A 16369-nucleotide genomic window follows, 5' to 3' on the forward strand; every position below is an offset into this window, starting at 1 on the left:
CAGCTTATCTTAAATGATATTAACTTATCTGAATTATGCTCTTATTTAAAAGAAGTTTTTGCCTTCTTTACTTAAAAAGCAATATGATAAAGGATATGTATGCTTCTCTCTGTGTATGCATGAAGATAAAAAATGGAGATAGCAGCAAGCCTTGCTGCTATCTCCATTTTTTTAATCAGGTACGAATCCATTTCCAAATTTCTTTCGGGGTTGCATTTTTTCCATATAAAAGAATGCCTACTTTGAAAATCTTTCCGGCAATCTTCATGAAAATAAAGATACTTAAAACAATGACTGCAAGTGAAATTATAATCTCTATCCATGGCCAATTATCTAACATGGTCAACCGCATAAGCAAAACAGAAGGAGCAGTGAATGGGATATAAGTGCTTACTGTAGCAATGATGCCGTCTGGATTACTAATTACCGGTGCAATAATGATAAATGGAACGAACGGAAGCATCATCACAAATCCCTGTAAATTACCGGCACTAGAAACGTCAGACATGGTTGCTCCGACACCTACGAAAATGGCAGCAAACATCAGATAGCTCAAGAGAGCGATAAATACAAATAAAATCGTTCTTGGTACCAGGAGATATTCTAAAATTGGAATATCTGTCTGCCAAATAATAAATGGCAGCAAGACAATAATATAGACGGAAACTTGAATAAGGCCTAATATAAAATAACCAAAAATTTTTCCTTGCATTAGTTCTGACGGGGTTAAAGAAGATAAAATAATTTCTGCAATTTTATCTTTCTTCTCTTGAGAAGCACTTTGGAAAATAGCCATTCCGGTAAATGTAATAGAAAGCATGATCACACCGGCAAAAACGCCTGGCAAAATACTTCCCCAAGGGTCTTCTAAAGCAGCAACTGTATTTTCTTCTCCTGCATTTGCTTCTTCCTGGTTTGTACCTTCAACAAAAACAACAGGCTCAAGCAGTTGATTTATTTCCCGTTCACTAAGTCCGGAATCCTCCGCTTTTATTGCCTGGAGAGGAACAGTTAAAGCCTGTAATTGCCCAGGAAATAATGGATCAGATTCATCACTTGTAAAGGTGGCAATTCGATTCTCTTCTAAGGACTGTTCGTTGATAAACAGGTAAGCAGTGTATGGTTCTTCAACCTCTGTTACTTCTGTTTTTAGCGTGTCGGTGGGATGGAGCTCCCAGCCGAAGCCGTGTTCCATGTTAATTGCTTCGATTTCTTCAAATATCCCTAAATCTTCATTCACATAGACAGTCATATTTTCAGTGTCTTCTGAATCTGAAGAAAACAGAGAGCTTAGAAAGAAAAATAAAATAAATAAAACTGGAGTAATAAATAAACCGATCACAAATGTTTTATTTTTTAAATTCCGTTTGATTTCCCATTTTGCTACTTTTAAGGAATTTTGCATCCTATGAACCTCCTTCCTGCGAAATAAGATGCTTATCCGTGGCAATATCAATGAAAATTTCGTGAAGAGAGATCCGATTAATATGTAGCTCCTGTATATCTAAGTCAACAGGCAATTGCTTTAACCAATGATGCGGAACAACACCTTTTTGTAAGTGGAGAATGGTGCGGGTGCCCTGATATTCAATTCGATCGATTTCCGGAATTTTTTCTAACAAGGCGGGCGGATTTTCCCCATGTAATATACACTTAAAATTGGCATATTGTTTTTTCACTTCATCTAATGTTCCATAAATTACTTTCTGGCCATGCTGTATCATAAAGAGACGGTCACACATTTGTTCAACAAGGTTCATTTGGTGCGAGGAAAGTAGTATTGCTGTTCCGTTCGCGGCTAATGAAGAAATTTCTTCTTTGAAAACTTCTTGGCTGACAGGATCCAGACCGGAAAAAGGTTCATCCAGAATTAACAGGTCCGGTTCATGAAGGATAGAACCGATAAATTGCACTTTTTGACTCATTCCTTTGGAGAGCTCTTCAACAGAAGTATTTTCTTTTCCTTCTAAATCAAATTTCTTTAAATACTTCAGTACCCGTTCCTTCGCTTTGCTTATAGGGTAATCCTTCAAATCAGCGAGGTATAAGAGGATATCCATTACTTTTACATCTTTATAGAGGCCTCTTTCTTCGGGGAGATAACCAATTTTTGATTTGGGAATGCCTTCTCCTGTCTGCTGATGAAAGTGAATTTCACCGCTGTCTGGATACATAATTCCCATAATATTGCGGATGGTAGTAGATTTTCCTGCTCCGTTCGGGCCCAGTATAGCCATGATTTCCCCACGGTGAACTTCAAAGGAAATTCCTTTTAGAGCTTCTTTATCCTTAAAGGATTTTTTAAGGTTCTGAACACTTAATAAGGTATCCACATAAAACAACTCCTTTTTAATCACATGATAAAACAAAATGTTCATTTTTTAGCCGCAAAATGTTTCTGATCCGTGACTGGCCGCCCCAGCAGAAACATTTGTGATTATCTGCCTAAATATACTCACTTAGCTCTTAAATAAAGGACAATATTCAGTGGCCGTTCTTTTACATCGGTCAATAAATATTAGCCCCTGCTTAGGCTGGAAAAGAATACGAACGTATAACCATAATAGAAACGAAAATTCTTCTTACTTTATTGTACGAAGCTGTTATTTATATGGTTTCAAAAAGTTTGATTTTTTCTGGAATTTATTCCCTGAATCAAGATAGTTTGTCAGGGGTAATATATATTTCAATGTTTATTCTAATCGCTTCTTCACTTGCTATGATAGAGGGACATAGCTCCCCGAATAGCAGCTGGAAGTGCAATTCCTCCAATAATCATAGCTGCCAGAAAGCGAATTGCAAAACCTGCATCCCCAACGATGAACATAATAAGTATAATAGTGGAAAAACAGAGCAGGGGAGGTATCATCTTCGCGAGATTGGCCAGCCGGTATTTTCCTTCTGTTTTCCACTTGGTGGAGTACGTTACAACTGTAGTCCAGAAAGCTGGAACGGCAATTCCACTGAAAATAACAGCTGCTACTAAAAGTATAGATTGCAGAATGCCAGAGCTCATGATTGCTCCAATCCAGACCAGGGCAGTTATGAAAACTAATGGAATTGTCAATTTAGTCATGAAATCACTGGAGTTTTTATATTTTTCTACAGTAGTATCGGAGTCACTATAAATTGGTTTTGTCCCTGGATCTGCCCGAAATAAATGGATATCTGCACTTGAAGCAACGTGGGACCATCCGGAAGACGTGAAAAAGTCAAAGTATTCCGCTTCTTCTTCCTCTCCTAATAAACGATAATCAATGCTGTAGATATAATCCGAGCTCTCTCCTTTTTCAAGTGTGTACCCCATGAATTTGAAGTCATTAACATGCCAGCCCTTCAAAGATAATTGACGTAATTTTTTCATGTCCTTCTCTTCAGAAAAAGCTAATCCGCCAGACATCATATATTTTGTTTGTCTCATTCTTCATCCTCCTTCAGTCCGGTTTCTGCTAATTGAATCATTTGTTTTCTCAGCTTTAAATCCTCTTCTAATACTTTTCTGCCATTTTCGGTAAGTAGATATGTTTTCCGTCTTGAATCTGATCCGTCATGTAAATAAATCCATTCTTGTTTTAACAGTTTTTTTATAATCGTGTACATGGAAGCAGGTCCTATCGTAATAGACCCATGTGTTGTTTCTTCAATGAGACTCATAATGGCATAGCCATGTCTTGGTTTTGTTAAAGCAGCCATAATATAAAACATGGAATCTGTTAATTGCTCCGTATTTTTCAACTAATTACCTCCTATATCACTTGAAGATATATCATAATGTGATATAGTTGTCTACAGTTATATCATATTTTGATATATTAATAACTCAACTTTCTTACCTTAAACAGTAACTTCATTTCCAGAGACACAGGAGTTGATTGTTTCTTTGATAACTTCCTAGGCAAAGAAGAGAAGGTGTAGTGTAGAATACCGCTGCGGCGGACCGTTTTGCTTTCCGACGTACAACGGTTTTGATGGGGAGAGTAACCGCAAAAGCTCTTCGGTGGGGTGAGTAATCGCGGCCCCAACCCCAGGACGTTGCGACTTTAGTCTGCCTAGGGGCACGCTCTTCAGCTAACTTTTGCCAAGAAGAGCGCTTGGCAAAAGTTAGCTGAAGCCGTCCCCATGGAAAGCGGAGTGGTTGCCCGGAGCGGAGTCATGCACAATCACCAATTCCAAAATGGCCGGATATGTAACCAAAAAGCAAATACAATAATGAAGAACACGATAATCCTGGAATAGCAAGATATATATGCTTATTTTAAGCTGCGAAAGTTGAGTAAATAATATTTTCATTTGATAAAAAGTATGGATAACTTTTGAACAACTTTATCAAACTGATTTAAAATCTGTTATGTCTAAAATCAATAGTGAATGATTTCCTTTGTGCAAAAGGCGATAGAGAGGCAATGAAAAGGACATCTTTCTTTATAATTATGAATATCCATTTATTCCCTTCAAATTTCGTTCATAATTTGTGAAATAATTCACAAAAACTATTTACGTATGATCACCTGCATGGTATTATAAAAGTGTAATAAAGGATATCCTCTATAAATAAATGTGAAATATTGAACAAAAGTTAAAGAAATCATTTTATTAAATAAAGGGAGAGATTAACATGATGAACTTTTTAAGGACGAACAAATACATTGCGGGTCTTTGGGTAGTTATTCGACTTTATTTAGGATTTAGATGGTTAACATCTGGTTGGGGCAAGATTGTAGGCGGAGAATTTGATGCAGGTGGCTATTTGCAAGGTGCTATAGGAAACCCTGATGTACAGGGGTGGTGGCAAGCATTTCTTGAAGCAGTAGCAATTCCGAATGCTGGACTATTTTCAATTGTTGTTATGTGGGGAGAAGTACTTGTTGGACTTGGACTTATTTTAGGCGTTTTCACAAACCTTGCTGCACTGATGGGTGTTGTAATGAACTTCTCTTTCTTACTAAGTGGAACGTTCTCTACAAATCCACAAATGGCTATTTTAGGAATCTTCATTGCTATCGCTGGTGCGAATGCAGGAAGATATGGTCTGGACCGTTGGGTAATGCCTTACCTTAAAGAAACTTGGAACCAGCGTGTGAGAAAAGGAAAACAGTCTGAAACCTACGTTGCATAACCAGGCTGATAAAAATAGATATAAACAACACAGGAGAGCGGAATAAAATCCGCTCTCCTGTGTTATTTAACACGGCAAAATATCCTTGAAACCCTGATGAAAGGGAGTTTTGTCTGATGAAGGCAGTGTTGTTTATGCTCTCTTCAAAATTGTTTTCATGTTATTTGCTATGAAACTCCTGTATAATAGCATAGGAATGACAAAATGAAAGAAGGATGTTTATTATGTCACCCTTAGCACAAACAACCTCGCAGGAAGATAAGATTTTTTCGCGAGATTTTCTATATATTTGGATAGCAAACTTCTTTATTTTCTTAGGTTTTCAAATGACTATCCCTACAATACCGCTATTTGTAAAAGACCTTGGTGGCAGTGATCAAATGGTAGGAATCATTGTAGGAATTTTTACGTTTTCAGCTTTGCTGATACGTCCATATGCTGGCCATGCATTAGAAAGTAAAGGAAGAGGGTTTGTTTACTTAATCGGATTAGGTATATTTGTCTTTTCAGTAGGAGCATTTGCATTTACAGCGAGCATTTTATTTTTGATTATTATACGGGTTATTCAAGGCGTTGGTTGGGGATTTTCAACCACAGCTGGAGGGACAGTAGCTACAGACTTAATTCCACCTAAAAGAAGAGGGGAAGGAATGGGCTATTTTGGCTTATCTGGAAATATTGCTTTATCTTTTGGGCCAAGTTTGGGGTTAACCTTAGCTGTGCTTATTTCTTATCAACAACTTTTCTTATTATGCGCATTTTGTGGCGTGCTTGCATTTCTTTTTGCGATGCGCATACGTTATAAAAAAGTGGATCCAGCTCATCAAACAAAAGTAGCACGCTTTGATGTATTGGAAAAAAGTGCATTACAGCCATCGATTTTACTATTTTTTATTACATTTGCTTTTGGCGGAATTGCTACATTTCTGCCATTGCATGCAATAGAAAGAGGGGTAGAGGGAATTCAGCTCTATTTCTTTATTTTCGCTATATTTATTATGGTTTCCCGGCTGTTTTCGGGCAGACTATATGATAGAAAAGGCCATAAATTGATTTTCTTGCCTGCTGTCTCGCTTATATTAATATCTATGCTCCTCTTAGCATGGTTGCCAAATACGACTGTTTTGTTAACAGCAGCAGCTTTGTTTGGTCTCGGGTTTGGAGCTGTTCAGCCAGCATTACAAGCTTGGGCAGTTAATCGTGCTCCTGCTGACCGGAAAGGGATGGCAAATGCTACCTTCTTTTCATGTTTTGATTTAGGAGTAGGGATTGGAGCCATTTTATTCGGACAAATTGCAGCAGCACTTAACTATACATCTATTTATTTAACAGCAGCAGGTTCTATCGTTATTTCAATACTGATTTATGTATTTACTGTCCTAGGAAAATCATCTGACAACATAAAGGTGGGTTAACAGGTTTGAAACAAATTAAGGATATGAATATAAAAAATGCGTTTCCTGATAATTTTTATCGTCGTGGTTTAACTTATTTTAAAAATAATAAAGTACATGATCTTATGTATGATTATAATAATGTAACGTGGTCGGCAACGGTACAGGGGACAGAAGATTACTTAGTAGAAGTAAATACAAATGACCTGCAACAAGGTTCTATTGATATGCAATGTGATTGTCCTGCATTTGAAGTATATGGTTATTGTAAGCACATTGTAGCAACCTTGCTGGCGATTCAAAGTTACGAAAAAAATGATGTTCAGCCTAAAGTGAATCATTATCGTTTGAACCGGTTTGTGGAAGCAATCCGGGGAACGAGAAATGTAACGGAAAATCCTTCTTATCAGCAAAGTGTAGAGGTAGAATATATTTTGAGCTGGTCTTATCTGAAGCACTTACAAATTGAACTGAAAATTGGGGAGAAGCATCGTTATGTTGTAAAAAACGTAACGGAATTCTTAGAAAATTATTTTAGAAAAAGAGACAATTATTTCTCTAAAAAATTTACGTTTCAAGCAGAGAAGCATGTCCTAGACGAAGCAGATCAGGAAATCTTTGAGCTGTTGTATCAGGTAAGTAAAAGTGCGGAACTGTATGATTCACATTATTATGCCAGACAAAAAAATGAAAGGTATCTGCTTATACCGCCAGTACTTGCAAAAAATTTATTATATAAATTAATGGAACGGGATACCTCTGTTAAAACAAATCGGGAAGAGTATAATCAGGTACAAATTATTGATGGAGAATTGCCTTTTCAATTTGACGTGATGAAAAATGAGCAACATATCTCGCTTAACCTGCAGCATGGGAATGCAATGACATTTTTTCCAAACTATGATTTGTTATTTTTAGATGGTGTTTTTTACTTTCCTGGAAGAGAACAAATTCCTATTTTAAAGGAATTAGAAATGTTTCGTTTAGAGAATATTTACTTTGATGTTCCTGCAGAGCAGACAGATACTTTTCTCTCTGAGATTATGCCTGCGCTGGAGACAGTAGGAGAAGTTCAACTAGACGAACGGATTGCCGAGGAGGTCATTAAGGAGCCATTAAGAGCAAGGTGCTATCTGGAATTAAGAGAAGATTTAATTGTTGGTCGTCTGGAATATCATTATGGGACGCATGTGATTGATCCATTTCAAGGCAAAAAGGATTCTGATGTGATGTTGATTCGAGATGTAGATAAGGAACGTCTGATTATGCAGCATATCGAAGAAGCAGATTTCAGATATAATGGCAGAGAGCTGTATATGTCCGTGGATGAGGAAGATTTATATTATTTCCTCTATAAGATTTTACCGTCCCTGGATAAAGATGTGGAATTGTTCTTATCGAGTGAATTTAAAAATCTGTTTTTTGATTATCATCCACAGCCAAGTACTAGTGTACGAATGGAGGGGCAAAATAATTTATTAGAAATTGGCTTTTCTATCGACGGGGTAGATGATCATGAAATTAACCGTGTCCTTCAGGCAGTGATTGAAAAGAAACGTTATTTCCGCTTGAATTCCGGACAAATGATGGATTTAGATACAGAAGAATTTGCTTCCATCCAAAGATTTTTTGATGGATTGGGAATGGATAAAGAAGCTGTTCAAGATGGGCAGGTACAAATGCCGGTGTATCGTGGTGCGCAGTTGGATGAACTACTCGATACAAAAAAACAGTATGATTCGAATTTCAGGGACTTATTAAGTCATTTGAAATCACCAGAGGAACAAGTATATGAGCTGCCAGAAGAGCTTCAAGCGTCCCTGCGTACGTATCAGAAGGTGGGATATCAATGGTTTAAATCATTAAGTCAGTATCAGCTTGGAGGAATTTTAGCAGATGATATGGGACTGGGGAAAACATTACAAGCAATAGCGTATATTACATCTGAATCAGCAGGTAATCCAGTTGGTCCCCATCTGATTATCGTCCCGTCTTCTGTAGTGTATAACTGGAAAAGCGAACTGGAGAAATTTGCGCCTCATTTAACTTCCGTTATTTTAACAGGTCAACCGGCAGAGAGACATGAGCGTATGAAAGACTCTATGGAGAAAGACGTCTGGATTACTTCTTATTCGACATTACGTCAGGATGTTGAATACTATCAGGACATTACTTTTCAAACATTATTGTTGGATGAGGCACAATATATAAAAAATTACCAAACGAAAACGTCTAAAGCGATCCGTACAATAAATGCTACACGTCGGTTTGCATTAAGCGGGACGCCAATTGAAAATTCCATTGACGAACTATGGTCTATTTTTCAGGTTATCTTGCCTGGGCTGATGCCAGATCAGAAGACATTTAAACAACTTGATTCCAGTAAAGTTTCTACGATTACAAAACCATTTATTTTACGGCGCCTGAAACGGGATGTATTAAAAGAGCTTCCGGATAAAATTGAATCTGTTCATATTTCCGAATTAACAAGTGATCAGAAGGATCTGTATGTTGGTTATTTAAGAAATTTACAGCAGGAAGCTGCAATGTCCATGAGAGAGGATGCATTTCAGCAAAATAGGATGAAAATTTTAGCTGGCCTAACAAGATTACGCCAGATTTGTTGTCACCCATCAACGTTTGTGGAGAATTATGAAGGGAAATCGGGTAAACTGGAACAATTGATGGAAACGGTGGAAACAGCCATCAATAATGGGAAGAGGTTACTTATTTTCTCCCAGTTTACCAGCATGTTAGAAATTATTCGCGGGCGACTAGAGTCGGTTGGTTATGATTACTTTTACTTGCATGGCGAAACACCTTCTAAAAATCGTGTCGAAATGAGCCAGAAGTTTAATAATGGAGAAAAAGGAATATTTCTTATTTCTTTGAAAGCCGGCGGTACTGGCTTGAATCTGACTGGCGCAGATACGGTCATTTTATATGATTTATGGTGGAATCCGGCTGTAGAAGATCAGGCTACTGGAAGGGCACATCGATTTGGCCAAAAAAATGTTGTGCAGGTGATCCGTCTGGTGACAGAAGGTACGATTGAAGAAAAAATATATGAGATGCAGCAGAAGAAAAGAGAATTAATTGATCAGGTTATCCAGCCAGGAGAGACCATGCTTTCTTCATTAAGTGAAGATGACATTAAAGAGCTTTTAAGTTTGTAGGCTTCAAAAGAGCGTATTATTATGCTATCAGAAAAAAAGGAGGTGCTGCTCCGTCTTTTTCTGATAGCATTTTTCATGTTTTAGAGAATTTCAGGCATTTCCTGCCCTTTACCAGGCACATCGGAAAAATCACATCAACGCACTTTCCGCCTGTTGCAGTCACTTCCAGGCTGCCTGCAAGGTGTGAGTGTTCTTAATAGAAGCTCCATTGGTGCATTCTTTTTGAACACGCACTTATACTTTCTGATCATGTAAAACAAATAGCTTTCTCGGCCTGCCTTTAGAATAAGGGCTCTCTTTACCGGAAATTTTAATAATATCACCAGAAAGTAATTTTTTTACAGTCCGTTCTGCACTGCGCTTGCTGACCCGGTAAAAAGCTGCAATGTCATTCGATGAAAAAGGCTCATTATTTCGTTCCACGATAAATTGAATAAAAAGATAGGACAGTTCATTATTTAACCGAGCCTGATGAACGAGTGAATGAAGTAATTTATTCGTATCAATATTTTTACGCTTTCCGATCGGACCGATTTTTTCTCCGCATTCATTAACCAAATAACTAAGGCTGAACGGTTCACTTTGACAAGCTTCTAAGGCTGAATAAGCGTTTTTTTGCGAAGAAAGAGGATTCAGACCAAGACCGAAACCCAAGTCAACAGGACATCCGGCGAGTTTTTCTACATCGATTAGGAGCGGAAAGTCACGATAGCTGCCTTTAATAGCTTGAATTAGCTTATTTGTTCCAATGATAAAATAATGGTTATCCTTATTTGGTAAAAGAATCGCATCGTTTTTTTGACAAAAATCACTTAAATATTTTTTGACTTCTGTATGTATTTGATGATGTGAATGGATTGGAACCGACTCTTTTAAAAATAAAATACCTGTGATGACAAGATTGATTGAATAACGCTTTGTCTCGAGTGTTTGTACGACTTTTTCTAATGCTTGGACAATACATTTATCTGCCATTATAATACAATGAATTGGCAACCCTTCCCGGGAAAGCTTGTTATACACGTCGCTTCGGGAAGTTAGAATCAAATCGATTTTTTTCTGAAAAAATAATTCCTTATGAAAATCAATGATTTTTTGTACATTTAAATGATCCTCTTTGCTAAAGCTATTTGAAATTAACGTATATTCCGTTACTGCTAAGTCATTCGTGAAATCAATTTGCTTGATATTTTCGGGATAATCAATAGACAAGCATTTTGTCTTAGAAAACTTTCCAATACGTAAAATAGATGACAGAATACTATATTCATCGCAATCAATATAAAACATGATTTGTTTGCGCTTTTGTTTTAAAGCTTCCATATAAAAACAATAATCAGTGTAAAGGAGTGCATCACATAGAATAGTAGTCTCTGTTTGAATGTTAATATTGTATGGTTCAGATAATATAAAAGGAAGAATGTCGATAGCTGGAAATTGTTTTCCGATTTCTTGAACGCGTTGAACGCTCTTTTTTTCTCCTAAAACGCCTAGTTTTATATTCATTTATTTCCCCCTTACATCGATCAGACTTATATTTTTTAGAGAAAAAGAGGGGCATGGTTGCTTAACTTTTCAAATAACGGTAGATATGTGCTCCAGCAGACTGGTGGAACTGCTGTCCTTCTCCATTATTCGCCCAACCTTCTGTCAGCATGACAGCTTTTAACTGTATTTCAGATGTTTGAAAAATAGCTGCATCGTGCTCAGCTCCAGTCAGTTCCCCTGTTTTATGATACGTTTTGATGGTGGAATCGTAGGAAGAAAAGGCAGTTAGTTTACTGTTGAACTGCTGATTTTCTAAGATAGCAAGAATTTGCTCCTGGCAATGCTTTGGTAAAATATGATTTTGTTCCGTAAACAAATCAAGCAGTAGCATTACATCATAGCAGGTTGTTTTATTTTCTAAGGCTGCTTTTATGGCATCTTGATCCATCAGCTTTCTCTCTAATTTCGTATGTTTACATGGAATGCTTTGAATAAATGCATGTATGTTATCTAATCCTATGAAATCGATAAGTGCATTTGTCGCTGTATTATCAGATACAATAATCATTAATTCAAGCAATTGCTGATATGTGTACGTCTGTTCGCCTGATAAATAGGGGATAACTCCTGCGCCTCCCACTATCTCGGAAGGGGGAATACACACCTGCTCCGATAAGCTGAGGTTTCCTTTTTCCTGTTCATAAAAAGCGGTAGCAAGAATAAAAAGTTTAATAATGCTGGCTGAACGAAGCTGTTCTTTTTCGTTAAAAGCAATTTGTTCTTCTCCGGAACGAATCAGATAGCAAATTTTTACTGGCGGTAATGGTTTGACGGAATAGATAGCATGTTTTAACAGGTTTAATGACAGCATTTTAATACCTCCGTTTAAAGTAGGCTACATTAATATTATGGAAAATTCAAAAAATAGTCAAGAAATACTTTCAAAGCGTATTGTGAAAAGAACATACAGCATGTTTTCAATAAGGACTGCATAGAATTAAAAAGTTATCTTTAAAATGGTGTGACAGCAAAATCTATGGTTGGAATCATTCAATAAGTATAGTATTAAAACTAGTTAACGCAGTATTTCTTTTATCTCATTTTTCATATATAGATTTTGGTCAGGGTCCCTTAAAATATTTTTAATATTATAAATGTAATCGTTTCCTGTATTTAGAATAATTTGACGTTTCTATCATAAATAATGTAAACTTAAATTTAAGAACTATACTTTTTTGTAAAAGGGGGACTTTTAGATGAAAAAAAGATGGTTAAGCCCACTAGCACTAATTTTTGCACTATTTTTATTATTGGCAGCCTGTGGAGGCGATGATAACGGTGGTGAAAATGGTGAGGGAGGAGATGTTGGAGATCCCAGCACGGATCCAGAGATGATTCAGCTTGCTACTGGCGGAACGAGTGGAACTTACTATCCACTTGGGGGCGAGATGGCAGATATTATTTCGAATAATACAGATGTATCAGCAGACGCAATTTCTTCTAATGCTTCAGCAGAAAACGTGATGTCGATTGAAAATGGTGATTTAGATCTTGCCTTTGTACAAACAGATGTAGTAGCACATGCTGTAGAAGGAATCAATGCTTTTGACGAACCGGTAGAGCATGTGTTAGCAATGGGGTCATTATACCCTGAGACCATTCAAATCGTAACGACAGAGGAGTCTGGAATTGAATCTATCGAAGACTTGGCAGGAAAAACCGTTTCCGTTGGTGCTCCTGGGTCAGGAACATTCATCAATGCAGAACAAATTCTAGAAGTCCATGACATGACAATCGATGATATTGATGCCCAAAATTTAGACTTTGGTGAATCTACTGGTGGAATTCAAGATGGCAATATTGATGCTGCGTTTATTACATCAGGAACGCCTACAGGTGCTGTAGAAGGTTTGGCTGCTTCTGTGGATATTGCTATTGTACCGATTGCTCAAGATAAAATTGATGAGCTGGTCGAGGCATATCCTTACTATGCTGCAGATACGATTGAAGAGGGTACTTACAATCTAAGCGAAGATGTGGAAACGGTTGCTGTATTAGCAGCATTAGCAGTTAGCGATTCCTTATCGGAGGACCTTGTCTATGAAATGACCAAAGCAATCTATGAAAATGCAGAAGGAATGGCGCATGATAAAGCATCCTTCATCACAATAGATACGGCGTTAGACGGAATTGACATTGACGTACACCCGGGTGCGCAGAAGTACTTTGATGAAGAAGGTGTTGAATAATAAATGGAATAAGCCGGCTCCACCCAGAACGTGCAGGGATAGGCTGCCGGCTTTTTTACACGATAGTTAATGTATTAGAAAGTGATGGTTTTAAAGAAACTTCGACTAAGGTTGTTATTACGTCGTTATAAGTATGTCGAAGTCGGCACAACCTTATATTTGTAAAGAATGATTAAATGCAAGTTATTCTAACGAAGTACAGTTTGTATAATTAGGTGATGTAAAAATGCGAAGAAAGCGGGTAAAGCTTCTTCTGGTAGTCCTCCTGATTGGGGGAGGAGTTGGGTTTGGCGTGAATTATCCGATTCAAACAGCGTTAGTTTTTAATGACGGTGAATCCGGAGAATTGACGGCTTTTTTACCTTTAACTGAAAATGAACATTTTTCAATTACATTTACCCACTCGATCCATTTAACAGATGTCGTGGAAAAATATAGAGTGACAGATGATTTAATGATTGAGCAATATGAAATTATTTATGAAGAATTTGGGATAGGTATGCCAAATAATGCGGGTGAGGGTGAGGAATTTGTTTATGAGGATGGGAAATATCATATAAGAAATATGAAGAATCAATTTGAATCGTTAAATATTCGTAATGGTGAAGTTGTTTCTAATCATCGTTTAACCTGGACGGATAAAAAACAAGTCAAGGAATGTTGTGAAGTCCCTTTTAACGATTATTTTGTACCTGGGGATTGGTATAAAGTGAAGATAGATAAGATAACATTGCTTGATTATTGGAAAGGAGAGAAGATCAGTGAGTGACAAAAATAATGATCAACTTTCAGAAAAAGAGCAGCAGGAATTGTTGGAGAAATATGATGCAGAATCGAAGACAAGAAATTTAAAGGGCAAGATGGCTCATGTTATCTTTCTCGGTTTAATCGCATTTTCTGTATTTCAATTATATACAGGCGTTTTTGGTCAACTTACTGCTTATATTCAACGGACCATTCATTTAGGGTTTGCATTGTCACTTATTTTTCTATTATTTCCGGCTGTCCGTGGAATGAAAAAGGATAAAATTCCTTGGTATGATTATGTATTAATGTTGTTATCTATTCTGGTTTGTGGGTATTGGCCGGTGTTTTATGATACCTTAGTACAGCAATTTGGCGGGATTTCCGTAGTACAAATGTTTGTAGGTGGACTAGCGATTTTGCTCGTATTAGAAGCAGCCAGACGTGCAGTAGGTTTGCCGATTACCATTATTGCACTCATCTTTCTTGGTTATGCGCTTCTTGGGCCGAACATACCAGGGATGTTTGCACACCGGGGTTTGTCATTGGAACAGTTGATTCAGTCGATGTTCTTTACGACAGAAGGAATTTTGGGTACGCCATTGCAGGTATCGTCTACATATATATTCTTATTCCTTTTATTTGGAGCTTTTTTAGTACAGACAGGAGTAGGGAATTATTTTAATGATTTGGCCATATCGATAGCTGGAAAGAGGGTAGGAGGACCTGCAAAGGTAGCCATTTTCTCCAGTGCTTTAAATGGAACCATATCTGGAAGCTCTGTTGCGAATACCGTAACGACGGGCTCTTATACGATTCCAATGATGAAAAAGCTCGGGTATCGAAAAAACTTTGCAGGTGCGGTGGAAGCAGCAGCATCTACCGGTGGACAAATTATGCCGCCGATTATGGGGGCAGCCGCCTTTTTAATGATTGAATTCGCAGGAGAAAGCTATTGGAATATCGCAAAAGCAGCTATTATTCCAGCGATTTTATACTTTGCAGGAATTTGGATTATGACGCACTTTGAAGCAAAGCGAACTGGTTTAACTGGTTTACCGGACGAAGAGATACCGAGTAAAATAACGGTTTTAAAAAAGATTCATCTTTTAATGCCCATCTTAGCCATTGTTTATTTCTTATTTATTGGAATGAGTGTAGAAAGAGCAGCTATTTATGGTATTTTAGCTACGGTTATTGTAAGCCTGTTCCGAAAAGATACGAGGATTACACCAGCTAAATTTATCGTTGCCTTGGAACAAGGGGCGAGAACTGCTTTAGGTGTTGCAGCAGCAACGGCATGTGCCGGAATTATTGTCGGGGTCGTTACAAAAACAGGGCTTGGGCTAAAGCTTGGGAATAGCTTAGTTTCCATTGCTGGTACGATTGCCACTTCACCAGAGATTCAACTGATGCTGACATTGATATTTACTATGATTACATCCATTATCTTGGGGATGGGATCGCCAACAACGGCGAACTATATTATTACGTCTACAATTGCATTACCGGCTATTGTCGCATTAAATGATAATTTAGATGTAGCGATTCCAATTTTGGCTGCACATATGTTTGTATTCTACTTTGGAATTGTGGCAGATATTACACCGCCAGTTGCTCTTGCCGCCTTTGCAGCCAGCGGGATATCTGGAGGAGAGCCGATACGTACAGGAGCAAATGCGGCAAGACTAGCTATCGCTGCATTTATTATTCCATATATGTTTGTGTTGAATCCAACACTTTTAATGATTGATTCCACTGTCTTGGAGATAATATTTGCATTGTTTACGGCGATTCTTGGTATGATTGCAATTGGCGCCGGAATGATTGGATACTGGTATCGAAGGATTAAATGGTTTGAACGGATTTTAGCAATTGTAACCGGATTACTTTTAATTTATCCAGAAGGGTATTCAGACACCATTGGTTTTGTATTATTTGCTATTCAGCTTGTGATTCAATTTATATCAAGAGATAAATCAATACAGCGGAGGAAAACTGCTAGTTAGTACCGTCATTTTAGAGGGAAGTTCTTATTAATAAGGGCTTCTTTTTTCTGAGGAGTTTTCCCACTGGGACTGCGATTACTCGTCCCATCAAAGACATTTGCGCTTTCCCGTAGCGGACATCTCTTCGCCAAGAACACTAGTGTTTTAAAGACCAAGTGGTTTTCTTGTTTTTTCATTAACATTAAAAGTGTAA

General features: G+C 37.6%; 12 protein-coding genes. 6 read left to right on the forward strand and 6 right to left on the reverse strand.

Going from position 1 to position 16369, the window contains the following annotated elements:
* Window positions 1-175 precede the first annotated feature (175 nt).
* From BN986_RS02980 to BN986_RS02995, 4 genes are all read right to left on the reverse strand, one after another.
* Complete coding sequence (locus BN986_RS02980) at window positions 176-1405, reverse strand: ABC transporter permease (RefSeq protein WP_040978148.1); 1230 nt, start codon at window positions 1403-1405, stop codon at window positions 176-178.
* A gap of 1 nt (window position 1406) precedes the next feature.
* Window positions 1407-2333 (reverse strand): ABC transporter ATP-binding protein, encoded by a 927-nt coding sequence (locus BN986_RS02985; protein WP_040978149.1) that lies wholly within the window; start codon window positions 2331-2333, stop codon window positions 1407-1409.
* Between the two features lie 377 nt (window positions 2334-2710).
* Entirely contained in the window at window positions 2711-3421 is a 711-nt protein-coding gene (locus tag BN986_RS02990; protein ID WP_040978150.1) for a DUF2812 domain-containing protein, read from the reverse strand.
* Window positions 3418-3735, reverse strand: a complete 318-nt coding sequence (locus BN986_RS02995; protein WP_040978151.1) for a PadR family transcriptional regulator — start codon at window positions 3733-3735, stop codon at window positions 3418-3420. The genes BN986_RS02990 and BN986_RS02995 overlap by 4 nt, the downstream gene beginning before the upstream one ends.
* 880 nt (window positions 3736-4615) lie before the next feature.
* On the opposite strand from BN986_RS02995, the gene BN986_RS03000 reads away from it, so the two are divergent.
* The 3 genes from BN986_RS03000 (at window position 4616) to BN986_RS03010 (ending at window position 9686) form a co-directional block, all read left to right on the forward strand.
* The gene (locus tag BN986_RS03000) at window positions 4616-5116 is read left to right on the forward strand and encodes a DoxX family protein (protein ID WP_040978152.1); all 501 of its coding nucleotides are present in this window, start codon (window positions 4616-4618) and stop codon (window positions 5114-5116) included.
* A 224-nt stretch (window positions 5117-5340) separates the two neighbouring features.
* On the forward strand, window positions 5341-6531 hold the full coding sequence (locus BN986_RS03005; RefSeq protein WP_040978153.1) for an MFS transporter: 1191 nt from the start codon (window positions 5341-5343) through the stop codon (window positions 6529-6531).
* A 5-nt stretch (window positions 6532-6536) separates the two neighbouring features.
* Window positions 6537-9686 (forward strand): DEAD/DEAH box helicase, encoded by a 3150-nt coding sequence (locus BN986_RS03010; protein WP_040978154.1) that lies wholly within the window; start codon window positions 6537-6539, stop codon window positions 9684-9686.
* Between the two features lie 234 nt (window positions 9687-9920).
* Here BN986_RS03010 and BN986_RS03015 read toward each other — a convergent pair whose 3' ends face one another.
* Entirely contained in the window at window positions 9921-11192 is a 1272-nt protein-coding gene (locus BN986_RS03015) for a hypothetical protein (RefSeq protein WP_040978155.1), read from the reverse strand.
* Window positions 11193-11253: 61 nt separating this feature from the next.
* Window positions 11254-12045, reverse strand: coding sequence for a serine hydrolase (locus BN986_RS03020; protein ID WP_244444928.1), 792 nt, complete (start codon window positions 12043-12045; stop codon window positions 11254-11256).
* 385 nt (window positions 12046-12430) lie between these two features.
* Here BN986_RS03020 and BN986_RS03025 point away from each other — a divergent pair, with 385 nt between their 5' ends.
* The 3 genes from BN986_RS03025 (at window position 12431) to BN986_RS03035 (ending at window position 16176) form a co-directional block, all read left to right on the forward strand.
* Window positions 12431-13423: a TAXI family TRAP transporter solute-binding subunit gene (locus BN986_RS03025; protein WP_040978156.1), complete on the forward strand. Its 993-nt coding sequence runs from the start codon at window positions 12431-12433 to the stop codon at window positions 13421-13423.
* A 226-nt stretch (window positions 13424-13649) separates the two neighbouring features.
* Entirely contained in the window at window positions 13650-14192 is a 543-nt protein-coding gene (locus tag BN986_RS03030) for a DUF1850 domain-containing protein (protein ID WP_040978157.1), read from the forward strand.
* A complete protein-coding gene (locus BN986_RS03035; protein ID WP_040978158.1) occupies window positions 14185-16176 on the forward strand; it encodes a TRAP transporter permease in 1992 nt (663 codons plus the stop codon). Before BN986_RS03030 ends, BN986_RS03035 begins: the two co-directional genes overlap by 8 nt.
* Window positions 16177-16369: the final 193 nt, after the last annotated feature.

It is taken from the genome of Oceanobacillus jeddahensis, assembly GCF_000750635.1.
GTDB lineage: Bacteria > Bacillota > Bacilli > Bacillales > Amphibacillaceae > Oceanobacillus > Oceanobacillus jeddahense.